Consider the following 22935-nt stretch of genomic DNA (forward strand, 5'->3'; position numbering starts at 1 on the left):
GAATCAATTTCTGAAGATCGGCGCTGTGGAGGAGAGCAATGKCAGAAAAAGTCCTTGTCCTGCTTGGCACCAAGAAAGGCGCCTTCATCGCCGAGAGCGACGCGGCGCGGCGGTCTTGGAAGCTGCGCGGCCCGTTTTGCGAAACCTGGCCGATGAACCACATCGTCGCCGACCAGGCGACCCGCACGATCTATGGCGCGGGCGGCAATGAATGGTTCGGCCCGGCGGTGTGGAAATCGACAGACCTCGGCGAGAGCTGGACGCATTCGAGCGAGGGCCTCGCTTATGCCGAGGGCGAGGAGCCGATCAAGGCGGTGTGGAGCCTGGCTCAGGCCAATGGCAGCCTCTATGCCGGCGTGCAGCCAGCGGGCCTTTTTCGCAGCGACGATGCCGGGCAGTCGTGGCAGCATGTCGAGGCCCTGCAGAAGCACCCATCCCGGCCGCACTGGAACCCTGGCGGCGCGGGCCTCATCCTGCACTCGCTGGTGATCGACCCCAACGACCACGACCGCATCTGGATCGGCATTTCGGCGGCCGGGGTGTTCTACACCGGCGACGGCGGCAAGAACTGGGAGCCGCGCAATCTCGGCACCCGCGCCGACTTCATGCCCGAGGGCGAGAACTATCCCGAATTCGGGCAGTGCGTGCACAACCTTGTCATGGCACCCGGAATGTCGGACCGGCTCTACCAGCAGAACCATTGCGGCATGTACCGCTCCGACGATGGCGGCAAGCGCTGGGTCAGCATCGAAAAGGGCCTGCCCTCGACCTTCGGCTTCCCGGCCGCCACCCATCCGCGCGATCCCGAAACGCTGTATCTGGTGCCGCTCAACGGCGACTCCGCCGGCCGCTTCGTGCCCGACGCCAAGGCTGCCGTGTGGCGCACCCGCGACGGCGGAGCGGAATGGCAGGCAATGCGCAACGGCCTGCCACAGGAAAACGCCTATATCGGCGTGCTCCGGCAAGCCATGGCAACCGACCGGCTGGAGCCTGCCGGCGTCTATTTCGGCACCAGTTCGGGCGCGCTCTTCGCCAGCCCCGACGAAGGCGAGAGCTGGAGCAACGTGACCCAGCACCTGCCGGCGATCCTGTCGGTGGAAACGCTTGTTGTCGACGATTGAGGTTGAGGCCAATGCTCGACGACGCCCCATCGCGAACCAAAAAGCACGAGGCCGAAACTGCACCCGTGGTGGTGCGGTTGCCCGGTGTTTTGGTCGATCTGTTCCCCGGTGCTGTCAGGCGGGTGGAAATGAAGGTCTCGACGGTCAGGCAGATGGTCGACGAACTCGACAGAAGCTGGCCCGGCATGCGCGACCGCATCTGCGATTCCCGTCCCGCCATCCGCAAGCACATGAATGTCTTTGTCGAGGGCGAGCGCGCCACGCTGAAGACCCATCTCAGGCCGGGCGTCGAGGTCTTCGTGCTGACCGCGATCAGCGGTGGTTGAAACCGCGCCATATACAACCGTTGCTATATTTTAGAATCAAGTAATTATACAGCAAGATGCATCCTGCTATCTGGATCATACATTTAGGATATCCAGGCTTTATTCTTCTGTTGACCTGACCCCGCAGGCAATATTTCAGTCCAACGGTTGAATCGCCAATTCTGCTGGCCATTCATCGCGATTGGGGATGAAACCGCTACCTGCCGACTACAGGCATTGGAATGCGATTGGCGGGGGCCAAAAATGCAGCATCAGGCAAAGCAACGTGCGATTGCGACAACGGCGCTTGCACGATTCCGGACGTGGCTCGGCCTGGTATTGCTGCTTTGTATCGGCGCGCTTTGGCCGTCGGCGGCGTTAAGCGACCCCCTTACGGCGACCGTCGAAGTCCAAAAAGCTGTGATTGGCATTGGTCAGACATCTGATGTGACGATCAAATTCTCAGAGCCCGTAACCGGCATGAGCCTGGGCAAATTGGCCGTCACAGGTGGCACTGTGTCGAATCTGGACACTTCGAACAACGGCACCTTCACGGTCATGCTGACGCCCGCTGCAGGCACAACCGGCCCGTCCAATGCGGTTTACCTCGACATGGTGGGCATAAATGGCAACTCGCCCGGCAGCGCCGGCGCCGGAACCGTCACCTCCAACAAATTCGCTCTCGATGACCAGCGGCCRACCGCGACGATCGTCATGTCCGACCACAGCCTCGCAGATGGCGAAACATCGCTGGTGACGTTCACCTTTTCGGAGGCGGTGACGGGCTTCGACAACGGCGACGTGAGCGTGCAGAACGGCACCTTGTCGGCGGTGTCCAGTTCCGATGGCGGCATCACCTGGACGGGAACGTTTATCCCCACGGCCGACGAAAGCAAACTATCCAATGTGATCATCCTGAACAACGCCGGCGTGACCGACCTCGTTGGCAATGCTGGAACAGGCACGACCAGTTCGGCCAATTACGAGATCGATACCAGGCGTCCAACTGCGACAGTCGTCGTCACCCACTCAAGGATTGGCATTGGTCAAACAGCTGACGTGACCATCACTTTTTCTGAACCCGTTGTCGACTTTAACAACGCCAACGTGACCATCACCAACGGAACCCTGTGGGCGGTGTCCTCGTCAGGCGGCAACATAACATGGACGGCAAAATTTACGCCCACCAACAACATAACCGCCACGTCCGCGATCACCGTGGACATGACCGGAGTGCACGACGAGGCCGGAAATTCCGGCATCGGAACTGCCCGGGCAGTTTTCGAGATCGACACCATTCGGCCGACTGCAACGGTCGTTGTTACGAAAACGTCGCTCAGCGCCGGTGACACATCGCTGGTGACGATTACCTTCTCGGAGGCTGTAACCGACTTTACGAACGCCGACCTGACGACCGACAACGGCACCTTGTCGGCGGTGTCGTCCGCGGATGGCGGCATAACATGGACTACCACCCTGACGCCGGTATCCGGTATATCGCAAGCAAACAACCTGATCATTTTGGATATGACCGGCGTGTTGGACTTGGCCGGCAACGCAGGCCGCGGGATCGTCAGTTCGAACTATTATGCTGTCGGCGCCCCAACCATAACCCTGCCGGCCTCGCTTCCCGATGGCGCAGCTGGACAAGCCTATTCACAGACGCTGACCGTAACGGGTGGCACAGCTCCCTACACGTTCAGCGTCACCACTGGTTCCCTGCCCACTTGGCTGACCTTGGACGGGTCGACCGGCGCCCTATCGGGCACGCCGACAAGTACAGGCACTTTCGGTTTCACCGTAACGGTGAAAGACGGGCAGCAATTCACCGCGTCGCAAGCCTACTCCGTAACCGTGACGGCATCGACTGTTGTCGTTGATCCGGTCGCTCCCAATGCCGGCGGCACGGTCGGCTCGGCCTACAGCCAGACCTTCACATTCGCCGGCGGCACCGCACCCTACACCGGCTATTCGGCAACCGGATTGCCTTCGGGCTTGTCGATCACGGCCACCACGGCAGACTCCATGACGGTGAGCGGCACGCCAAGCACGGCCGGTAGTTTCTCCATCGCCGTTTCGGCCACCGACAGCACGGCTGGCAGCCCCACTACCGCAATCAAGACATATAGCTTGACCGTGGCCGCGCTGACCCCCGTTGCGGTTTCGCGGCGCATCAGCGTCGATGCCGGCAAGCAGGTCGTCGTCGATCTGACCGAAGGTGCGACCGGCGGTCCGTTCACAGCGGCAGCACTGGTCTCGGCTTCGCCTGTGACCGCTGGCCCGGCCTCGATCTCCGGCACCGAGCTCACTTTCGCCTCCGATGTCACGTTCGAAGGCACGGCAACGGTCGTCTTCACGTTGAGCAATGCCTTTGCCAGTTCCGCCCAGACCTCGATCTATTTCGATGTCAAAGGCCGTCCCGATCCATCCAAGGACAGCGAAGTCACCGGCCTACTGACCGCGCAAGCCGACAGCGCCAGGCGCTTTGCCGACACCCAGACGCAGAACTTCAATTCGCGGCTCGAACAATTGCACGATGAAGGCGACCGCCGCCGCAACTCCATGGCGGTCAGGTTGGGCTATGCCGGCAATGACCGAAAGGACGAGGCCGAGCAGCGGCTTGAGGACCTTCTGGGCAAAAATCCCGCGACCGAAGCCGGCGGCGGATTTGCGATGCACAATTACGCATCCGAAGACAACAAGGGCAGCCAACCCGCGCAGCCAGCGATCGATGTCGACCTCGGCAAGCTCGCCAKATGGACGGGCGGTTACGTCAATTTCGGCAAGCGCGACGACGGCAAGCTGAGTCTGGACTACACCACGGTCGGCGTCAGCGGCGGCTTTGACTACCGCTTGTCGAAATCTCTGGTGGCGGGTTTTGGCTTCGGCTATGGCCGCGATGCAACCGACATCGGTTCGAACGGAACTGAAAGCCGCGCGCACGCCTATAGCGGCGCTGTCTATGCAAGCTATTCGCCGCTCAAGGCAACCTTCATCGATGCGCTCATTGGCGGCAGCTGGCTCGATTTCTCCAGCGCGCGATTTGAAACTCCGACCGGCAATTTCGCGGAAGGTGAACGCGACGGCCGCCAGATTTTCGGGTCCGTCACGGCCAGCTATGAAAAGCGCAGCGAAGATTGGCTCGTTTCGCCCTATGGCAGGCTGGATTTCTCAAGATCGTGGCTCGATGGCTTCACTGAAACGGGCAAGGACGCCTACCTCCTGAAATATGGCAGCCAGACCGTCGACACGCTTTCGGGCATTGCCGGGCTTCGGCTCGAATACGCTGTTGCAACCGGCTGGGGCGTTCTGAAACCCGGCGCGCGCGTCGAATATGTCCATGATTTCGAAGGTTCCAGCCAGGTCAGCCTCGGCTATGCCGACATCGATGTCCTGCGCTACGGCTACAGGACCGACAGCAGCGGCAGCGACTATGTCACGCTGGGGGCATCGCTCGATGCGTCGCTGAACAATCACTGGACGGCCAGGTTCGACTACCGCACGGCTGTCGGCGGTGTCGGCCAGAGCCACGCCTTTGGCCTCAAGGTCGGAAAGAACTTCTGAGAAAGACGGTCGCTATTTGGCCGCTTGCTTTGCCCGCTCGGCGAACTCGGCAAAGCCGTGGACGAACTGCTGCAGTTGCTGGCGCACGCCATCGTCGGTGATCGCACCAGTCGCGTCAAAGACGCTATGCGCACGGGCAACAAGCATGCGTCCGCCAAACCACGGATTGGTTCCCAGGGTACGCAGCACCGGAAGCCATGCGTTCTGGCTGAGCGTCGTGCCAAAACCTCCGCCCGAGGCGCCCGCCACCGCGACAGGCTTGCCACCGAACACCCGCTTGATGTCGCTCGCCGGGCGGCTCATCCAGTCGATGGCGTTCTTGAACACGCCGGGGATCGAGTTGTTGTATTCGGGCGTGAACAGCATCAGCCCGTCAGCGCCGGCGACCAGCTCCTTGAGCTCGGCGACCACATCTGGAATACCGTCCGCCGCCTCGACATCGGCGTCATAAAGCGGAATACCGCGGATCGAGGCGKCATGCAGTTCCACCCCTTCGGGCGTCATCGCTACCGCCGCCCGCAGCAAGGCGGCGTTGTAGGAGCCGTGTCTCAAGCTGCCCGATATGCCGATAAGTTTGGTCATGTCCTTCACTCCGAAATAGGCTGCCGGGAGGATCCCGCCTCCCGGCAGATACCGATCAGACAAGCGGCTTCAAGCCTGCTTCGATCGAGGCCCGCCTGGGCTCGAGGAAGGGCGGCAGCGCCAGCCGCTCGCCGAGCGTTTCCAGCGGCTCGTCGGCGGTGAAGCCAGGGCCGTCGGTGGCGATCTCAAACAGGATGCCGTTGGGCTCGCGGAAATAGAGCGAGCGGAAATAATAGCGCTCGACCTCGCCGCTCGACGGCAAGCGCACGCTTGCCAGCCGCTCGGTCCATTCATGCATGGACTCGATATCAGGCGTGCGGAAGGCGACATGGTGCACGGCACCGGCACCTTGCTGGGCCGCAGGCAGCTTCGGCTGCACGGCGACATGCAGTTCAGCCGCAGGACCACCCTCGCCCATGGCAAAGACATGGACATGCCCGTTGCCGTCGGCGGATGCGTGGTCGCGCACCTGGCGCATGTTCATCACCTTGGTCAGCACCAGTTCGGTCGACGCAAGATCGGGAACGCTGAGCGTGATCGGCCCAAGCCCCCTGATCTGGTGCTCGACGGGAACCGGGCTCTTGCTCCACGGATGCGCATCGCCCTTGCCGCCATCGTCGATCAGCCGGAAGCGCTGGCCTTCGGCGTCTTCGAATTCAAGCGCGCGATAGCCACCGATTTCGGCAATCTCGCCATGTGCCACACCCGAGTGCTGGAGATGCTCGCGCCACCATGTCAGGCTCTTTTCACCCGAAACGCGCAAGCCGGTGCGCGCTATGCTGTGGGTGCCGCGCCGTTCGCGGCCAACCGGCCAGTCGAAGAAGGTCAGGTCCGTGCCCGGCGTCGCTTCGCCGTCGGCATAAAACAGATGATACGCACTGGTGTCGTCCTGGTTGACCGTCTTCTTGACCAGCCTGAGCCCGAGCGTCTTGGTATAGAAGGCAAGATTTGCCGGAGCGTCCGCGGTGATGGCGGTCAGATGGTGGATGCCTGTCAATTGCAGTGTCATTTTTGCCTCCTGCATGTTTGATGTGATTTGCAGCAGTCATATCGTGTTGTTGTAGCGCCCTATAAGAGCGCTTTTCGAGACGCAGTGTTCTCGATGTCGGACATTGGCGAGGCATTTGCCCATTTCGAAGCGTCTTCAGCATAAGTCGCATTTCGCAGCCGAAGATATGTTGCGCCACTGCGTGGCGTCGTGCGCACTCGACCATAAGCGCAGGAATATGCGCACTAAGAGCAAGGCAGGTTAGTTGTTGCTGGACCTGCAATCCGCGTGATGCTCTATACCACGCCACGGCACGATCGTTTAAGAACGCTTGCGGCGAGGAATACGCCGAAGGAACGACTTGTGACGCATTCGCGTTTAATAGCCTATCGATGCCAATGGAGCGGCTGCGCTGATGACCGATCGCGAGAATTTGCTCGGCGCGCTGCAAGCTGCGGTCTACACGACCGATGTCGACGGACGCATCACCTATTTCAACGAGGCGGCGGCTGAGCTTTGGGGACACCGCCCCGAAATCGGAAAAGACGAGTGGTGCGGTTCGTGGCGGCTCAGGACCGCCGAAGGCGCCCCCCTCGCACATGGCGATTGCCCGATGGCGATAGCACTCAAGGAAGGTCGCGCGATCCGTGGCGCTGCCGCGATTGCCGAAAGGCCCGACGGCACGCTCGTCCCGTTCCTCGCATATCCTGCACCCTTGCGTGACAGTTCCGGCAAGATCACCGGTGCCATCAACCTGCTGATCGACACGTCGGCGCAAAAGCAAGCAGAAGAGAAAACCCACCTATTGGCATCGATCGTCGAATCCTCCGACGATGCCATCATCAGCAAGGACCTCGGCAGCATCATCCAGAGCTGGAACGCCGGCGCCACCAGGCTGTTTGGCTATTCGGCGGACGAGGTCCTCGGCAAGCACATCAAGCTCCTGATCCCGGCGGACAGGCAAGACGAAGAAGATCTCATCATCTCCAAGGTGAGAAGCGGCGAACGCGTCGAGCATTTCGACACCGTCAGAAGGCGCAAGGACGGTCGGCAAGTGGCGATTTCGCTCACTGTCTCGCCCGTGCGAAACGCCACCGGCAAGGTCATCGGCGCATCGAAAATCGCCAGGGACATCACCCAGCGCAAGGAGAGCGACAACCGTATTCGCATGCTGATGCGCGAGGTCAATCACCGGGTGAAGAACCAGTTCGCCGTGATCCTGTCGATGATCCGCGAGACCGGCAAAAACACCGCAACCGTGAGCGAATTCGAGCGCCAGATCCGCAACCGGATCATGGCGCTGTCGCGCTCCCAGGACTTGCTTGTCGACGGCGACTGGCGCGGTGCGAACCTTGGCGATCTTGTCGACGACCAGATCCGGCCTTTCGCAGCAGAGCATCGCGTCGAGATATCCGGGGAGCCGATCACACTGTCTCCCATCGCGGTCCAAAATCTCGGAATGGCCTTCCACGAGCTTGCCACCAATTCGGCCAAGCACGGAGCCCTCTCGTCCGACACCGGAACCGTCTCGGTCGGCTGGACGGCATCCGATCGCTTTCGCCTGACCTGGCAGGAATGCAACGGGCCAACGGTCGACCAGGCATCCAGAAGCGGATTCGGCAAGATCGTGCTCGAACGCGTCACACCTTTGGCGCTCAACGGTGTCGGCCGTCTCAGCTTTGAGCCGAACGGTGTCACCTGGACGCTCGACGCGCCGATCGAGTTGATCAGGAACGCCGAGCTTTAGCCAATACCTGTCGTGCAGGCTTGTTGAGATGGAGCGGCGCGCGCCCTTTTGGGGGGAACGTGCAGGCGGACGCAAATTTAAGCTCCACACGCACAAAGCGCATCATCAAATTCTTATGGTGGGCCCGGAGGGACTCGAACCCCCAACCAAGCGGTTATGAGCCGCCGGCTCTAACCATTGAGCTACGGGCCCCACGCGGGCTGGATAGTAAGTTTTTGGGCTTGGCACAAGCCATCTTCGCCCATCTATTGCGCGCTGCCGCAATCCACCCATAATCCGCCCCTATTCGACACTCTCGAAGGGCCCCGCTGAATGGAGAATATATTATGAATCGCAAATACATGGCGCTCGCACTTGCAGCAGCACTCGCGCTTCCCGCGGCTGCCGCCCGCGCCGACAATCAGCCCTCGCCGCGCATCATCGTGACCGGCGAAGGCGAAGCGTCGGTCGCGCCTGATCTTGCGCTTTTGTCGCTGTCAGTGATGCGCGAGGCCAAGACGGCGCGCGAGGCGCTCGACGCCAACAACGACGCCATGGCCGCCGTGATCGCCGCAATGAAGTCCGCCGGCATCGCCGAACGCGATCTGCAGACAGCAGGCATCCAGATCCAGCCGCGCTACAACTTCACCAACAAGCCGGACGGATCGCAGGAAGCCGAACTCGTCGCCTACCAGGTCACCAATACGCTTTCGGTGCGCATCCGCGACATCTCCAAGACCGGCGATGTCCTCGACAAGGCGGTGTCGCTCGGCGTCAACCAGGGTGGCGGCATCAGCTTCACCAACGAAAAGCCTCAGCCCATCATCACCGAGGCGCGCAAGCTGGCAGTGGCGGATGCCATCGCCAAGGCCAAGGTGCTGGCCGAGGCGGCCGGTGTCAATCTCGGTAAGGTGATCGAGATCGCCGACCAGTCCTTCGCTTCGCCGCCGATGCCGATGCAGGCCAAGTCGTTCGACCGTGCCGCAGGTTCGGTTCCCGTCGAAGCCGGCGAAAACGCCTACCGCGTCCAGGTCAACGTCACGTTCGAATTGAAAAACTGACCAGCAGACTGGAATTCTGCCGCGCGTTCATGCGCGGCAGAACTTCATGGCGATAGCAAACAATGAAAAACCCCGGAGGCCTGGCCTCCGGGGTTTTGTTTGGACCCGTTCCGATTCAATCGGAACGAAACAGGTGCTAGTAGCGCACAACCGGGCAATTCGGGGCGCGGGCGAAGCTGACAGCAATGCGCTCGCCATACTTGCGGCCGCTCACCGTGATGGTGCGGCGGTTGACGTCGACGATGCGGGCGCGGCGCACACCCATGCGATCGGCCTTGTCGAGCGCGCGGTCGGGCGTGCAGTTGCGGTTCCAGCGGCCATCATCAGGGCGTCCGCCCCAGCGGCCATCATTGCGGTCATCCCAGCGGCCGTTGTTGCGGTTGTCCCACCGGCCATTGTCACGGTTGCCATCCTGGACATAGACGCCGACACGCGGCTGGCCCTGGCCAAGGTTGAGGTAAAGGCCATCTGCCTGGGCCGAAGCGGGAATTGCCGCCAGCGTGCTGAAGCCGATAAGGGCTGAAAGGGCGGCAGTCTTGATCTTGTCGAACATGGTCTTCTCCTTGAACTCCGTGGCGTCAAGCCGTCTTTGCCTGAGCGATGACCGTAGAGTGCACCACCCAAGCTGAACCGATTTCGAACCGTGCATTCATATTCGGTTCATCTGGCAAATATTTGATTTTGCTGGATATTTCTTACAGAGCGTTACACGGCGTGAGTCGCTGTGCGGTCGCGAGATAGCCGACAGAAGGCGACGGCTATATGGCGATCGGATGGGATCTGCGCTTACGGCTCTTCTTCGAGCATGTGGTCGAAATAGTCTTCCGGCTCGGCCAGCTCGTCCTCCGAAGCCGTCAGCCGGCCGCGTACCGAGATGCCGGCGTCATGCACGGTGTCGGGACTGTCGGAGACGAGATGATGCCACCAATAGAGGTCGCGCCCCTCGCCGACGAGCCGGTAGGCGCAGGTGCTGGGCAGCCAGGTGATGGTGCGGACATTTTGCGGCGTAAGCCCAACGCAATCGGGCACGCGCGCGAGGCGATTGGCGTAGTCCGAGCAGCGGCAGGTCGCACCGTCGAACAGGCGGCAGCCGACGCTGGTCCAGTAGATTTCGCCGGTGTCTTCGTCTTCGAGCTTGGACAGGCAGCATTTACCGCAGCCATCGCATAGTGATTCCCACTGCGCGGGGCTCATCGCCTCCAGCGGCGTCGTTTTCCAGAAGGGCTCGTCCATGCTGTGGCATGTGGCGCGCATCGCCGTCCGCGTCAAGCCAATGCGAGCTTCGCATTCATCGCCAGTTCAGTGAAACCACGATATTGCCTTGTTGCAGTCGGGCAAATGCCCCGAAGCGATGCGACTGCCGGGCTGCGGAACCATTCTCAGGTTCCACATGTTTGGTCGGGGACGGGACTTTATTTTATGGAGAATTTCCAACGATGAAACGCCAACCACGGATTCTCGCAGGCACGGCAATCGGCCTGTTCATGGCATCCGCGCCGTTGAGCGCCATGCCGCTGCCGCATGGCGCGGCACATGGTGCAGGACCGGCACTGCCGCTGATCCGCGTGCAGGCCGAGTGCCAGGAAGGCGAATCGGCGGAAGCTTGCACCGCGCGCCAGGGCGGCGCCCAGCAGGAACAGGCGCCCGCGCCCGAACCGCAAGCAGAACCGGCACCCCAGCCAGAACCTCAACCTCAGCCAGAGCCGCAACCTCAGCCGGAGCCTCAGCCTCACCCAGAGCCTGCTCCCGCGCCGCAGCCTGAGCCAGCCCCGCAACCGCGAGCCGAGCAGCCGCAGGCCGAAGAGCCAGCACCGGAACCGCGCCGCAAGCAGAAGCCAGTGGAAGAAGTGGCACCTCAGCAAGAGGCCCCCCAGGCCGAGCCGGCACCGCAGCCCCAGGCGGAAGAGCCAGCACCCAAGCGCAAGAAGCGCGAGCCGGTCGCCGAGCAGCCGCAGGAACAGCCTGCCCCCGCCGCGCAGCCCCAAGAGCAACCCGCCCCTACCCCAGAGGTTGCACCGCAGCCGGAACCGCAGGCAGAACAGCCAGCGCCCAAGCGCAAGCCCAAGGAAAAGGCGCCTGCCGCAGAGGAGACGCAGCCAGCGCCTACGCCCGAAGTCGCTCCGCAGCCGCAAGCTCAACCCGAGCCGAAGCCGCAGGCCGAACAGCCTGCCGAACAGCCGGCGGAAAAGCCAGCTCAGCCCACTCCGGAACAGGTGCCGACGCCGGCCCCTGCTCCTGAAACCACCGCGCCTGCCGGCGAAAAGCCCGCCGAGCACAAGCCGGGGACAGAGCAACCCGCTGCTGGCGAACAACCGGCACAGCAGCCGGCGACTGGCGAGCAACCTGCGCAGCAACCAGCCACGGGTGAGCAACCCGCGACCGGCGAAAAGCCGGCGACTGGCGAGCAACCGGCACAAGGTGAAAAACCCGCCCAGGGCGAGGCTCCGGTCAACCCGAACGAGGCGCCGCTGCTCGACAGCCAGAAGGAAACCCCGCCTCCTGCCGAAGCGGCCAAGCCCCACAAACCGACGGAAGGTGAGCAGGCTGGCCAGCCTGCGCAGCCGCCAGCACCCGGCCAGGCTGGGGGGCAAACCGCTCAGCCGCAGCCGCTACCGGTCGATCCGGGGCCTCCGCCGGTCGACGACAAGGCGGCAACCGTGCAGGCCCAGCCCGTGACCGTCCAGCCGGTGACCGCCGAACGAGGCACACGCATCGAGCGCATGCCCGAGGTCGACCTGCGCCGCAGGCCGCGTCCTGAAGGCACCGAGGTGGTGCGCGAGATCGGCGACCGCGTCATCATCCAGATCAACAACCAGTTCATCGTCGAGAGCAACGACAGGCCGCGTATGACGCGCGACGCCCAGGACGTCTACTACGAGGATCTGCCGCGCGGTCGCACCCGCGAGGTGATCCTCCGTGACAATGGCAACCAGATCATCACCATTCGCAACCGCTATGGCGACATCGTCCAGCGTTCGCGCATCACGCCGGACGGGCGCGAATATGTGCTGAGCTATGTCGACGACCAGTATTACGAACAGATGGACGAGTGGCGTGATCCGGGCCTCGACCTGCCGCCGATGCAGCTGCATATCCCGCGCAACGAGTACATTCTCGACGCACAGTATGTCGAAGACCCCAACGCCTATTACGACTTCCTCGAGCGTCCGCCGGTCGAGCGCGTCAAGCGCCTCTACTCGATCGACGAGGTCAAGCGTTCGGCCCGCGTCCGCGACATCGCGCGTCGTGTCGACCTCGACACGCTCAACTTCGAGTTCGGCTCGGCCTCGATCAGCGAAGCCGAGGTCGCCAAGCTCGAAGGTGTCGCCAATGCCATGGAAAAGCTCCTCAACAAGAACCCGGCCGAGACCTTCCTCATCGAGGGTCACACCGATGCCGTCGGCTCCGACGTTGCCAATCTGGCGCTGTCTGACCGTCGCGCCGAGTCGGTTGCCGATGCGTTGACCAATGTCTTCGGCATTCCGCCGGAGAACCTGTCGACGCAAGGCTATGGCGAACGCTACCTCAAGGTGAAGACCGACAAGCGCGAACGCGAAAACCGCCGCGTCGCCATCCGTCGCATCACCCCTTTGGTGGCGCCGATCGCCAGCGCCAAATAGCGACTGGAAGCGATGAAACAGACCCGGCCCGCGCCATCAGCGGGTCGGGTTTTTCCATCGTCCTTCAGGCGCAAACGCGCCCCAACTGGGCTCGGGATCGCCGGTAACAATCACGCGATCACCCCGCTTTGGCCATTGAATCGCTGGATTTTGATGCCACTTTGTCGGTGACGTGGTTCCCTGCCCCGTCCCATCTCCGGCATTTGAGGAGATACAGGCCCGGCCGAATCCCCCCTCCAGCGGCCGGGCCTTGTTTTATCCAAAAACCTGTTGCATTCGTGCGGCTATAGCCTCAATTCCCAATCGCAAAAATTTCGGACGTCCCATGAAGCGCCTCGAACACGCTGTTGAATCCATCATCCTTGCCTCGCGCTGGTTGCTCGTGGTGTTTTACCTCGGCCTCGCCGTGGCGCTCGGCATCTACGCGCTGTCCTTCGTCAAGAAGCTCTATGAGTTCGTCATGAAGGTGATGGTGCTCGACGACACCGACACCATCCTCAAGGTGCTGGGGTTGATCGACGCCGCCCTTGTCGCCTCGCTGGTCGTGATGGTCATCATCTCCGGCTACGAAAATTTCGTCAGCCGCTTCGACAACCATGATGGCGAGGTCCACTGGCTCGGCACCATCGACATCAGCTCGCTCAAGATCAAGGTCGCTTCGACCATCGTTGCGATCTCGTCTATCCACCTGCTGCAGGTCTTCCTCAACCACCAGCAATATACCTCCAACCAGCTGATGTGGTTGACCCTGATCCACCTGACCTTCGTGCTTTCGGCGCTGCTGCTCGCTTACATCGACCGCCTCACAGGCCTGACCAAGAACGACAAGAAGTCTGTGAGCGAAGACGGCCCGAGCATCTGAGATCAGCCGCGGCTCGAAAAATCGGAACCGGTTTTCGAGCCGCGATCTCCCCCCGTATCCTCAAGGTTTTCGGGTGGCTTCCACCGAAGCTTGTCGTGCATTATGGTCGCCTCTTCTTGAGGGAGGACGCCCGTGTCGATCGAATTCCTGCTGACCACGCTTGTCATCGTTGCTTCGCCGGGAACCGGCGTCGTCTATACGCTCGCCGCAGGACTATCGCGTGGAGGACGGGCGAGCGTGCTTGCCGCCTTCGCCTGCACGCTTGGCATCGTTCCCCACCTGATCGCGGCACTGACCGGCCTTGCTGCACTGCTGCACACCAGCGCCTTGGCCTTTGAGATCGTCAAATATGCCGGCGTCGCCTATCTGCTCTACATGGCCTGGCAGAGCCTGCGCGAACACGGCGCGCTCAAGGTCGACGACAAGGCCGATCCGCGCACCGCACGCCAGGTGCTTGTCGACGGCGTGCTGATCAACGTGCTCAACCCCAAGCTGTCGATCTTCTTCGTTGCCTTCCTGCCGCAGTTCATCGCGCCCAACGAACCGCATGTGCTGACCCGCATGCTCGAACTCTCCGGCGTATTCATGCTGGCGACCTTCATCATCTTCGCCATCTATGGCCTGTGCGCCGCAGCCGTGCGCGACAAGGTGACGGGCAGCCCGCGTGTCATGACCTGGATGCGCCGCAGCTTTGCCGCGGCCTTCGTCATGCTCGGCGCCAAGCTTGCGCTGACCGAGCGCTAGCTTTCCCAAATACATCAGTGATCGCTCATCCTTGCCGGAAGGCCGGCAGGAGAGGATACTCCCTTGGTGGATGCATTTGAGGGCGATGACCCGGATGCCCGCCCCCGGCGAATGAGCCGTGCTCCGTGGCGCCGGAGGGAGGTGTGCCGTGACGACATACATCATGCTGATGAAATGGACCGACCAGGGCGTGCGCGAGGTGCGGTCGTCGCCCAAGCGGCTCGATGCGGCCAAGAAGCTACTCGGCGACATGGGCGGCTCGTTCAAGCAGTTCTACCTGACCATGGGCGAATTCGACATGGTGGCGGTAGCCGAAGCGCCTGATGACGCCGTTGCGGCGCGCTTTGCGCTGATCCTCGGCCAAGGCGGCAATGTACGCACGCGCACGCTGAAGGCCTTCCCGGAACTCGCCTACCGCGAAATCATCGCCTCGCTCGGATAAAGCGAGTTGCGAAGAAGTCAGGTGCACGCATCTCGCGTGCACTCAGGCTGCGTCGAATTCAAAACGCCTCGACTGCAACAAGGCAAGCGTCTAAGCTTCGGAAAAACAACGGGAAGAACCAGATGTCGTTTCTGAAGAGGCTTTTTGGCGGTGGCGGCGGTACTGCTGAGACGGCAGCGCCTACGGTTGCCAAGGAGATCGAATACAAKGGCTTTGCCATCAAGGCGATGCCCTACAAGGAAGGCGGCCAGTTCCAGACCTGCGGCGTGGTTTCCAAGGATGTCGGCGGTGTCGTCAAGGAACACAAATTCATCCGCGCCGACCGTTTCGCGGCACTCGACGACGCCGTCGAAGTGTCGCTGACCAAGGGCCGCCAGCTCGTCGATGAGCAGGGCGAGCGCATGTTCGGCTAAGGCGGATTGTTTCCGGATTAGTCGTCACACTGCCATTCCATCATGCCGATCAAGCGCTCTGCGACCTGACGTAGCCGATGTAGCCGCGCACGTCGTTGGCGGGTTCGGTGTAAGCGTCGCCCAGAGATTTCTCCATTGCCGCGACATAGGCCTTTGCCCAGCTTGGCAACGGATAGTCGATGACGGCGAGGAATTCCAAGGTCGCGGCAAGCCTGATGTCGGCGATGGACGGCCTGTCGCCGCCGATGAAGGGCTGGTCCCTGATATAGAAGGAGCGGAACACGTCGAGCGGCTCGGCGAGGGCTTCGACAGCCGCCTGGCGCGCCTTTTCCTTGGTCGGGGCATCGGCGTCGCTATGGCCGACTTCACCAGGATATTGCGGAAAGTTGAGTGCCGGGTAGGTGGCGCGCGCCAGATAGGGATAGAAGGTGCCGATGAGGTAGAACATGGCGCTGTCGATCATCGCACGCCGCTCGGGATCCCTGGGATAAAGGTTTTCCAGCCCATGCTTGTTAGAGAGATATTGCATGATGGCGCAGCTCTCCCACAACACGCCGTTGGGCAATTCGGAGGTTTCGATCATCGGCGTGAGATGGGCCGGGCATGCCGCGAGATATTCGGGCGTCCGGGTCTGGCCGAAGACGTCCTTTTCGGTGAAGCCGAGACCCGAGGCGCGCAGGAACACCCGCGCGCTCATGTTGTTGACGCTTGGCTTGATGACGTTGAGCTTGATGTCGGCCATATCAGCTTCTCCCGGCTTCAGTTGTTGCGATAAGGATCCTTGGGCTCCCGCCCGGCCGACAAGGTCAACCGGCTGCGCTCGGTGAGCGCCTCGATGGCGTCCGCCAGATGGATTTCGGCGATGTTGTAATCGCCGCGGGCGACCCTGACCTTGTGGGCCTCCATCAGCACGTCGGCATGGGTGTGGCCCGCCGGAGGGTCGAACCGGTAGGAGGCGAGCTCGATCAGAAGACCGAGCGGGTCTTCGAAATAGATCGAATCCATGAAGCCGCGATCCTTGACGCCGCTGTGCTTGATGGCGCGCTCGTCGAAGCGCGCGACGGCTTGCAGGAATGTCACCCGCGAGACCGCGAAGGCGATGTGATGCACGCAGCCAATGTCGGTCGGCGTCCGCTTCGGATCGGGTTTGCGGTTCTCGTCGGTGAAGATGGTGATGAGGCGGCCGTCGCCGGGATCGAAATAGAGGTGGCTTTCGCTCGCCTTGTCGAGATTGGGCTGCTCGAAGATGAAAGGCATGCCCAGCAGGCCTTCCCAGAAATCGATCGAGGTGTTCCGGTCAGCGCCGACAAGGGTGATGTGATGTACGCCTTGGGCCTGGAGCTTTCGCATTGCCATCCTCCGTTGGCATCAGTGCAGCACGAATGTCGTTACAGGGATCGAGGACATGGCGCTGGCCCGGCGTTGGCGTCGGTCTGCAGCAGGTGCAAACATCAGGCGAAGGCGCGCCGGCCGCCAGTCGCCGGCGAGATTCCGGCGACCAATGGCGACGCCGCTGGGCCTGGCAAGTGAAGCCGCACCTTGATTGGCGCCGTGCATTCGTCATCCTTGGCCGTGCCTGTCGTTGCCGGACGTTCATCGTCCGCGACGCGGCGGCATCGCACCTCGCAAATACTAGTTCAATTTCGAAACGCATGCCAGAAAACAGCCGAGCCTCGGCTGCAGGCGCAGCATTGGCGCCAATTCGGACAATCGGGTGTCTCGGCGTTCGAGCTTAGCTGCGGAGACCGGGGGCTTCCTGGCCGGTGCGCTCGACATATTCCGTATAGCCGCCGCCATAGGTGTGGATGCCGTCGGGCGTCAGTTCCAGCACGCGATTGGAAAGAGCCGCCAGGAAGTGGCGGTCGTGCGAAACAAACAGCATCGTGCCCTCATACTGCGACAGCGCCGTGATGAGCATCTCCTTGGTGGTGATGTCCAAATGGTTGGTTGGCTCGTCGAGCACCAGAAGGTTCGGCGGATCAAACAGCATGATCGCCATCACGAGCCGCGCCTTTTCGCCTCCCGACAGCACCCGGCATTTCTTTTCGACATCATCGCCGGAAAAGCCGAAGCAGCCGGCGAGCGCGCGCAGCGGCGCCTGGCCCGCCTGCGGGAACGTGTCTTCAAGCTGCTGGAACACTGTGCGGTCGCCATCGAGCAGGTCCATGGCATGCTGGGCGAAATAGCCCATCTTGACGCTCGGACCACGCGCGACCGTGCCGTCGTCGGGCTTGGAAGCGCCGGCCACCAGTTTCAGCAGCGTCGACTTGCCCGCGCCGTTGATGCCCATGATGCACCAGCGCTCCTTGCGGCGGACCTGGAAATCAAGGCCTTCATAGATGGTCTTGCTGCCATAGCTTTTGTGCACGTTCTTGAGCGTGACCACGTCCTCGCCCGAACGCGGTGCCGGCTGGAACTCGAATGACACCGTCTGGCGGCGCTTGGGCGGCTCGACCTTGTCGATCTTGTCGAGCTTCTTGACCCGGCTCTGCACCTGGGCTGCGTGCGAAGCGCGCGCCTTGAAACGTTCGATGAAGGCGATTTCCTTGGACAGCATGGCCTGCTGGCGCTCGAACTGCGCCTGCTGCTGCTTGTCGGCCAGCAGGCGCTGCTGCTGGTAGAACTCGTAGTCGCCAGAATAGGCGGTCAGCGAACCACCGTCGATTTCCACGACCTTGTTGACGATACGGTTCATGAACTCGCGATCGTGCGAGGTCATCAAAAGCGCGCCGTCATAACCCTTGAGGAAGGCTTCGAGCCAGATCAGGCTTTCGAGATCAAGGTGGTTGCTCGGCTCGTCGAGCAAAAGAGCGTCGGGGCGCATGAGCAGGATCTTGGCGAGCGCGACGCGCATCTTCCAGCCGCCGGACAGAGCGCCGACATCGCCGTCCATCATCTCCTGCGAGAAGCCAAGGCCATCGAGCACTTCGCGCGCCCGGCCGTCGAGCGAGTAGCCGTCGAGTTCCTCGAAGCGCCCTTGCACCTCGCCATAACGCTCGATGACCTGGTCCATCTCGTCGGCGCGATCGGGGTCGACCATCGCGGCTTCCAATTCGCGCATCTCGGCGATCATCGAACCGATCGGGCCAGCGCCGTCCATGACTTCCGCCACAGGGCTGCGGCCAGCCATGTCACCGACATCCTGGCTGAAATAGCCAATGGTGACGCCGCGATCGACCGAGACCTGACCCTCGTCGGGCTGCTCCTGGCCAGTGATCATGCGGAAGAGCGTGGTCTTGCCGGCACCGTTTGGGCCGACGAGGCCGACCTTCTCGCCCCTCTGGAGCGCTGCGGAGGCCTCGATAAACACGATCTGCTTACCGTTCTGCTTGCCGATGTTTTCGAGACGAATCATGTTTTGTAGGACCCAGAGGATTTGTCGGGTCACTACGTCATCAGTTGCGCCCGTAAAAGAGTTCGCTCCTAAAGCATCCGGTGCCTTGGCGCGCAAGGGCTAGCGATGTCACAGGCGCCCAGACTTGGTGGTGGGAAGGCCCCGGCAGAGCGCCGGGGCCTTTGATCATCGTTTATGCCGGCTGCACCAGATTGGCGAGCAGGCGGAAGGCGCCGGGCACCAGCTTGTCGAGCTGATGGTGCAGCACCAGGCTTGTATGGGTGTGGCGGCCCTTGCCGATCTCGGCCGACAGCAGCGAACCGTTGAGCTTGTCTTCGCCCTTGTCGCTCATCGCCAGAAGCGGCTTGTAGGCCTTGTCCCATTCGGATGCGAAATAGAGCCCGCGTTCCTTGTCCCAGTTCGCCCAGTCTTCCGGCCCGATCTTGTTGGGCTTGTTCAACAACGGGTGTTTCGGTTCGAGGATATCGACCTCTGCATTGGCGTCGGTGACGCGGTAGCGGATCGAGGGCGAGCCGATCTTGAGGAACAGCGGCGGCACCTTCTCGGCATCCCAGCCATCGCTCGGGCGATGGTAGAGCGTCACCAGATGGCCGCCATCCTTGACCCATTTGTGCAGTTCGGGCACGGCCCGGGCAAGATCCTTGCGCTTGCCGAAGGCAAAAATGCCGACAACGATGGTCTTGAGATCGCGGTAGGTGCCCTGTTCGACGTCGGCGGGGCTAAGCTCCACGACATCGATGCCAAGCCGCTTCATCCACAGCCCGACCTTGTCGTTGCCGCCGCTGATGTAGCCGACCTTCAACCCGGTCAGCTCAGCACCTACGGTCTGCACCGGAACCGAGACCCTGGTCGGCACGACGGAGCGGCCGATATGCGGATAGGTGAAGGTGTTGATCGCATACGCGTCCGTGCCGAGCAGCTTGGGCTCGATGGCAAAGCGCGTTTCGACGGGCTTTGCAGGTGGCTGCAGGTCGAAGGTGCCCGAATTGTCCGACGCTTCGCCTGACGGGTTCAGCGCCCAGCCCTCGGGCAGGTCGATCTTGAGGTCGCCGACCTTGGCGTTAGTGACGGTCGCGGTCATGGCGACAGGCGCCAGATCGGCGGCCGTGTTGAACACCACCGCGTCGGGCTTCAGCTCCAGCGAGGCCGAGGGAAGAACCCTGAGCGCATCCTCCAGATCGACGTCGAGCACCGCCGACCGGTCACCGATCTTCACAGTCAGCCGCACGAAGGCGTCACCATTGCCGCCGAGCGGGTCGAACTGCTCGGTCAGCGGGTTGGTGAGCTCAGCATCGCTTGCCACCGAAAGCTGGTCGTTGCTGGCAGTCAGCCCCTTGCGCGCGATGATCTCGGCTGATTCCACCACCACGCTTTCAGGTGCCTCGACCAGCGTCTTGATGGTGATGGTATCGCCCGGCTTGAGGTCCCCACCTTCGGTGAAGGCACGGACATGCATGCCCGACGCGGTTGCCAGGACCAGATCGACCTCGCGCGCCTTGCGCTCGAGGCGGTGCGCGACAAGGGCGCGGAACTCTTGAGGCAATTGCTTGTGGGCTTCGTCGATGGCTTTGCCGATTTCGACAGCCTTGTTCACCACCACGACCGGGTCGCCATAATCGGCGATAGCCTCGTCGATCAGCCCCTGCGCGTTGCGCAGCGCATCCGCAACGGAGCCTGGCATGCCGTCCATAGCCGCCATGTCGCCGACAGTGGCAATCAGGCCATCGCGGATGTCGACCTCGCTTGTCGCCCGCTCGCCTTGGGCGACGCGCGCTAGATGCAGCTGCCATTCGGTCTGGGGTTCAGCGCGCCACTTGCCCATGCCCTGGGTCAGATGGCACGACCGCGACCACTCGCCCATCTGCGGGAAGGTGGCACCCGAGATCTTGTCGCGTTCAGGTGCCTTCACCGTCAGCGTGGTGGGCGGCGGCGGCGTTTCGTCGTCGTACACCCCGCCCCCGCCGCCATAAGCGGGCGAATAGATCTTTGGCACGTCCCAGGGGTCGAGGCCGGCGGCGATCTGCTCGGGATACTCCTTGGCGTCGCCGGAGATGTCCGCTGTGATGAAGGTCGCGACGACGGCTGCCCGGTGCTGGCCGTGCTGCCCTGGCACGTCGAGGAAGCAATTCATGACGATGTCGGGCTTGTACTGGCGGAATGCCCAGGTCATGCGCTCGACCACGCGGTCCCGGCCCCAGCGGTCAATGGTGTCGTTCGGATCCTTGGAGAAGCCGAAATCGTGCACCGAGTCGGAATGGCCGCGTCCGCCGAAGGCGAGCGAGGCGTCGAGCGAACGCGAAGCTTCCTGCATCTCGCGGGTGCGTAACACGCCAAGGACCGAGCCACGCTCGGCGCCAATGCTGTTCTGGCCGCCCTCGCCGCGGGTGATGCAATAAAGCACCGGGCGGATGCCATAGACATGGCGGAGTGCTGCCAGCAGCCCGCTCGGCTCGTCATCGGGATGTGCGCCGGTGGTCATGAAGGTCAGCGTCGAGGTCAGGCGTTCGAGACGGCGATGAAGCGTTACGATTGCCGGCTCAAGCTTCTGCCGAGCAATAAGCTCGAGGTCGGAAGCGGGCGCGGCGTGCGCTGCCGTACGCATGGCAAGCAAGGCGGGTGGCAGCGATGCGATGAACAATCGCCGGGTCATCGTCGTCATGAAGATCTCCTCTCGTGATCAGGCGGCGCCTTGGGTGGCAACTCCCCTCCCTTGGGCGCCTCCGCCAGCCTCAGGGGCCAGCCAAGCAGACTATGGCCAGCCAAATAAAATAACTCAAGTAAGTTTATGTATTTGAGCAAATGCTGTTTGAAGAGGAGAACCGAGCGCGAAGAACATGAAATCTGCGCCCATTTGCCTTGCTGAATCGTGGTTTCGCACTGGGCCGGCTTGCTGGGCGCTCATGCCAATGGCCGCATAGGCTTCCCGCCCTGGCCCGCCATCGGCAAGGAACTGGATCAAAGAGGTTTGTGCGAAGACACGTCGCCTACGCCTGCTTCGGCGACGCCTTCATCAGCCCGTCGATGACAGCGGCGATCACCGCGAGTTGGTCGTCGAACGAAGCGCCCGCGTCGATCGCCAGTGCGGCACGGTCGAATGTGGCGGCGAGCAATCCGGTGAGCGCATCGAGCGGCAGCTTGCGCATCGCGCCTGCCCGCATTGTCGCTGCCAGCCCTTCGCGCAAAGTGCGGTTGCCGTGGCGGTCGTCGATGGCGTCCATGCCGGTGCGGCCGAGCACCGCCGGGCCGTCGAGCAGCAACAGCCTTGTGCGTCCCGGCACCTGCATCGCCCGGAGATAGGCTTCGGTGCCCGCCAGAAGTGCTTCGCGCGCGCCAAGGGCCGTGGGCGCCGCGCGTTCGACCTCTTCGGCGACGGCGCTCGCCTCCTGTTCGGCAACTGCGGCGAACAGCGCCTGCTTGTCGCTGAAGTGGTGATAGAGCGCGCCGCGCGTGACGCCGGCCGCCGCCACGATCTCCGGTGTGCCCGTCTCGGCATAGGATTTTTCGGTGAACAGCCTGCGCGCGGCAGCGATCAGGTCGCCGCGCGTCGCCTCGGTGCGGTCGCGGTTGGAGCGGCGCTCTGTTTTCACTTGCATGCATGCAGCCTGTATGTTAATTCACATTTACATGCAGACTGTATGTTGATTGAGGAGAGAAGGAAAGCCATGAAAACGACCAGCTACTATCCCGTGCTTATGACCGGCGATGTCGCCGGCACCGCCGCTTTCTACATCAAGCATTTCCGCTTCGCGTCGGAGTTTGACGCCGGCTGGTATGTCCACCTGCGGTCGACGGAAGACAGGCGCGTCGATCTCGCCATCGTCCAGGGCGACCACGAGACGATCCCCGAGGAGGGGCGTGGGCGGGTCGCCGGCCTGCTGATCAATTTCGAGGTCAAGGATGTCGATGCCGTGCATGAACGGCTCGTTGCCGAAGGGCTGCCGATCCTGCGCTCGCTTCGCGATGAAGACTTCGGGCAGCGCCACTTCATCACCAGGGATCCCAACGGCGTGCTGATCGACGTCATCACGCCAATCCCGCCGAGCCCCGAGTTCCTGGCGCTGTATGTGCCGGATACGGTTGACGCCTGACGCAAACGAAAACGGAGGCGCCATGAGGCGCCTCCGTTGAAAGTCTCGATCTTGGCTTCACAGC

General features: G+C 62.3%; 20 protein-coding genes and 1 tRNA gene. 11 read left to right on the plus strand and 10 right to left on the minus strand.

The window, feature by feature from the left end:
- Positions 1-38 precede the first annotated feature (38 nt).
- The 3 genes from AC1DUU_RS04360 to AC1DUU_RS04370 all read left to right on the plus strand — a co-directional run bounded on the left by AC1DUU_RS04360 (position 39) and on the right by AC1DUU_RS04370 (position 4990).
- On the plus strand, positions 39-1121 hold the full coding sequence (locus AC1DUU_RS04360) for a WD40/YVTN/BNR-like repeat-containing protein (protein WP_476782192.1): 1083 nt from the start codon (positions 39-41) through the stop codon (positions 1119-1121).
- 11 nt (positions 1122-1132) lie between these two features.
- Positions 1133-1447: a MoaD/ThiS family protein gene (locus tag AC1DUU_RS04365; RefSeq protein WP_476782193.1), complete on the plus strand. Its 315-nt coding sequence runs from the start codon at positions 1133-1135 to the stop codon at positions 1445-1447.
- 243 nt (positions 1448-1690) lie between these two features.
- Complete coding sequence (locus AC1DUU_RS04370; RefSeq protein WP_476782194.1) at positions 1691-4990, plus strand: Ig-like domain-containing protein; 3300 nt, start codon at positions 1691-1693, stop codon at positions 4988-4990.
- A 12-nt stretch (positions 4991-5002) separates the two neighbouring features.
- Here AC1DUU_RS04370 and AC1DUU_RS04375 read toward each other — a convergent pair whose 3' ends face one another.
- Both AC1DUU_RS04375 and AC1DUU_RS04380 read right to left on the minus strand, forming a co-directional pair.
- On the minus strand, positions 5003-5572 hold the full coding sequence (locus AC1DUU_RS04375) for an NADPH-dependent FMN reductase (protein WP_476782195.1): 570 nt from the start codon (positions 5570-5572) through the stop codon (positions 5003-5005).
- A 55-nt stretch (positions 5573-5627) separates the two neighbouring features.
- Positions 5628-6581: a ring-cleaving dioxygenase gene (locus tag AC1DUU_RS04380; RefSeq protein ID WP_476782196.1), complete on the minus strand. Its 954-nt coding sequence runs from the start codon at positions 6579-6581 to the stop codon at positions 5628-5630.
- Between the two features lie 394 nt (positions 6582-6975).
- Between AC1DUU_RS04380 and AC1DUU_RS04385 the strand changes: the two genes are divergently transcribed.
- Positions 6976-8307, plus strand: a complete 1332-nt coding sequence (locus tag AC1DUU_RS04385) for a sensor histidine kinase (protein ID WP_476782197.1) — start codon at positions 6976-6978, stop codon at positions 8305-8307.
- Between the two features lie 116 nt (positions 8308-8423).
- Here AC1DUU_RS04385 and AC1DUU_RS04390 read toward each other — a convergent pair.
- Positions 8424-8499, minus strand: a tRNA-Ile gene (locus AC1DUU_RS04390).
- Positions 8500-8633: 134 nt separating this feature from the next.
- On the opposite strand from AC1DUU_RS04390, the gene AC1DUU_RS04395 reads away from it, so the two are divergent.
- Positions 8634-9347 carry an SIMPL domain-containing protein gene (locus tag AC1DUU_RS04395; RefSeq protein WP_476782198.1) on the plus strand — a complete coding sequence of 238 codons (714 nt, stop codon included), beginning with the start codon at positions 8634-8636 and terminating at the stop codon, positions 9345-9347.
- A 136-nt stretch (positions 9348-9483) separates the two neighbouring features.
- Here AC1DUU_RS04395 and AC1DUU_RS04400 read toward each other — a convergent pair whose 3' ends face one another.
- Entirely contained in the window at positions 9484-9900 is a 417-nt protein-coding gene (locus AC1DUU_RS04400; protein ID WP_476782199.1) for a hypothetical protein, read from the minus strand.
- A 233-nt stretch (positions 9901-10133) separates the two neighbouring features.
- Entirely contained in the window at positions 10134-10580 is a 447-nt protein-coding gene (locus tag AC1DUU_RS04405) for a YcgN family cysteine cluster protein (protein WP_476782211.1), read from the minus strand.
- A gap of 203 nt (positions 10581-10783) precedes the next feature.
- On the opposite strand from AC1DUU_RS04405, the gene AC1DUU_RS04410 reads away from it, so the two are divergent.
- The 5 genes from AC1DUU_RS04410 (at position 10784) to AC1DUU_RS04430 (ending at position 15428) form a co-directional block, all read left to right on the plus strand.
- Positions 10784-12967, plus strand: coding sequence for an OmpA family protein (locus AC1DUU_RS04410; RefSeq protein WP_476782200.1), 2184 nt, complete (start codon positions 10784-10786; stop codon positions 12965-12967).
- 325 nt (positions 12968-13292) lie between these two features.
- Positions 13293-13829 carry a TIGR00645 family protein gene (locus AC1DUU_RS04415; RefSeq protein ID WP_476782201.1) on the plus strand — a complete coding sequence of 179 codons (537 nt, stop codon included), beginning with the start codon at positions 13293-13295 and terminating at the stop codon, positions 13827-13829.
- 132 nt (positions 13830-13961) lie between these two features.
- Positions 13962-14573 (plus strand): LysE family translocator, encoded by a 612-nt coding sequence (locus AC1DUU_RS04420; protein ID WP_476782202.1) that lies wholly within the window; start codon positions 13962-13964, stop codon positions 14571-14573.
- Between the two features lie 148 nt (positions 14574-14721).
- Complete coding sequence (locus AC1DUU_RS04425; RefSeq protein WP_476782203.1) at positions 14722-15015, plus strand: GYD domain-containing protein; 294 nt, start codon at positions 14722-14724, stop codon at positions 15013-15015.
- 122 nt (positions 15016-15137) lie between these two features.
- Positions 15138-15428 (plus strand): HlyU family transcriptional regulator, encoded by a 291-nt coding sequence (locus AC1DUU_RS04430; protein WP_476782204.1) that lies wholly within the window; start codon positions 15138-15140, stop codon positions 15426-15428.
- Between the two features lie 49 nt (positions 15429-15477).
- Here AC1DUU_RS04430 and AC1DUU_RS04435 read toward each other — a convergent pair whose 3' ends face one another.
- The 5 genes from AC1DUU_RS04435 to AC1DUU_RS04455 all read right to left on the minus strand — a co-directional run bounded on the left by AC1DUU_RS04435 (position 15478) and on the right by AC1DUU_RS04455 (position 22376).
- Positions 15478-16170, minus strand: coding sequence for a glutathione S-transferase family protein (locus AC1DUU_RS04435; protein ID WP_476782205.1), 693 nt, complete (start codon positions 16168-16170; stop codon positions 15478-15480).
- Between the two features lie 17 nt (positions 16171-16187).
- Positions 16188-16778, minus strand: a complete 591-nt coding sequence (locus AC1DUU_RS04440) for a VOC family protein (RefSeq protein ID WP_476782206.1) — start codon at positions 16776-16778, stop codon at positions 16188-16190.
- A gap of 382 nt (positions 16779-17160) precedes the next feature.
- Positions 17161-18783, minus strand: a complete 1623-nt coding sequence (locus AC1DUU_RS04445) for an ABC-F family ATP-binding cassette domain-containing protein (RefSeq protein WP_476782207.1) — start codon at positions 18781-18783, stop codon at positions 17161-17163.
- A gap of 172 nt (positions 18784-18955) precedes the next feature.
- On the minus strand, positions 18956-21442 hold the full coding sequence (locus tag AC1DUU_RS04450; protein ID WP_476782208.1) for a PIG-L family deacetylase: 2487 nt from the start codon (positions 21440-21442) through the stop codon (positions 18956-18958).
- A 325-nt stretch (positions 21443-21767) separates the two neighbouring features.
- Complete coding sequence (locus AC1DUU_RS04455) at positions 21768-22376, minus strand: TetR/AcrR family transcriptional regulator (protein ID WP_476782209.1); 609 nt, start codon at positions 22374-22376, stop codon at positions 21768-21770.
- 69 nt (positions 22377-22445) lie between these two features.
- Here AC1DUU_RS04455 and AC1DUU_RS04460 point away from each other — a divergent pair, with 69 nt between their 5' ends.
- Positions 22446-22871, plus strand: coding sequence for a VOC family protein (locus AC1DUU_RS04460; RefSeq protein WP_476782210.1), 426 nt, complete (start codon positions 22446-22448; stop codon positions 22869-22871).
- The last annotated feature ends 64 nt before the right edge of the window (positions 22872-22935 follow it).

The sequence above is a fragment of the Aminobacter sp. P4_H6_2 genome (genome assembly GCF_056400805.1).

Bases quoted from the DNA above. Each gene is read 5' to 3' on its own strand.
- AC1DUU_RS04365 (WP_476782193.1), top strand. From the start codon at position 1,133: ATGCTCGACGACGCCCCATCGCGAACCAAAAAGCACGAGGCCGAAACT.
- AC1DUU_RS04380 (WP_476782196.1), bottom strand. From the start codon at position 6,581: ATGACACTGCAATTGACAGGCATCCACCATCTGACCGCCATCACCGCG.
- AC1DUU_RS04385 (WP_476782197.1), top strand. From the start codon at position 6,976: ATGACCGATCGCGAGAATTTGCTCGGCGCGCTGCAAGCTGCGGTCTAC.
- AC1DUU_RS04395 (WP_476782198.1), top strand. From the start codon at position 8,634: ATGAATCGCAAATACATGGCGCTCGCACTTGCAGCAGCACTCGCGCTT.
- AC1DUU_RS04400 (WP_476782199.1), bottom strand. From the start codon at position 9,900: ATGTTCGACAAGATCAAGACTGCCGCCCTTTCAGCCCTTATCGGCTTC.
- AC1DUU_RS04405 (WP_476782211.1), bottom strand. From the start codon at position 10,580: ATGGACGAGCCCTTCTGGAAAACGACGCCGCTGGAGGCGATGAGCCCC.
- AC1DUU_RS04410 (WP_476782200.1), top strand. From the start codon at position 10,784: ATGAAACGCCAACCACGGATTCTCGCAGGCACGGCAATCGGCCTGTTC.
- AC1DUU_RS04415 (WP_476782201.1), top strand. From the start codon at position 13,293: ATGAAGCGCCTCGAACACGCTGTTGAATCCATCATCCTTGCCTCGCGC.
- AC1DUU_RS04435 (WP_476782205.1), bottom strand. From the start codon at position 16,170: ATGGCCGACATCAAGCTCAACGTCATCAAGCCAAGCGTCAACAACATG.
- AC1DUU_RS04440 (WP_476782206.1), bottom strand. From the start codon at position 16,778: ATGCGAAAGCTCCAGGCCCAAGGCGTACATCACATCACCCTTGTCGGC.
- AC1DUU_RS04445 (WP_476782207.1), bottom strand. From the start codon at position 18,783: ATGATTCGTCTCGAAAACATCGGCAAGCAGAACGGTAAGCAGATCGTG.
- AC1DUU_RS04450 (WP_476782208.1), bottom strand. From the start codon at position 21,442: ATGACGACGATGACCCGGCGATTGTTCATCGCATCGCTGCCACCCGCC.
- AC1DUU_RS04455 (WP_476782209.1), bottom strand. From the start codon at position 22,376: ATGCAAGTGAAAACAGAGCGCCGCTCCAACCGCGACCGCACCGAGGCG.
- AC1DUU_RS04460 (WP_476782210.1), top strand. From the start codon at position 22,446: ATGAAAACGACCAGCTACTATCCCGTGCTTATGACCGGCGATGTCGCC.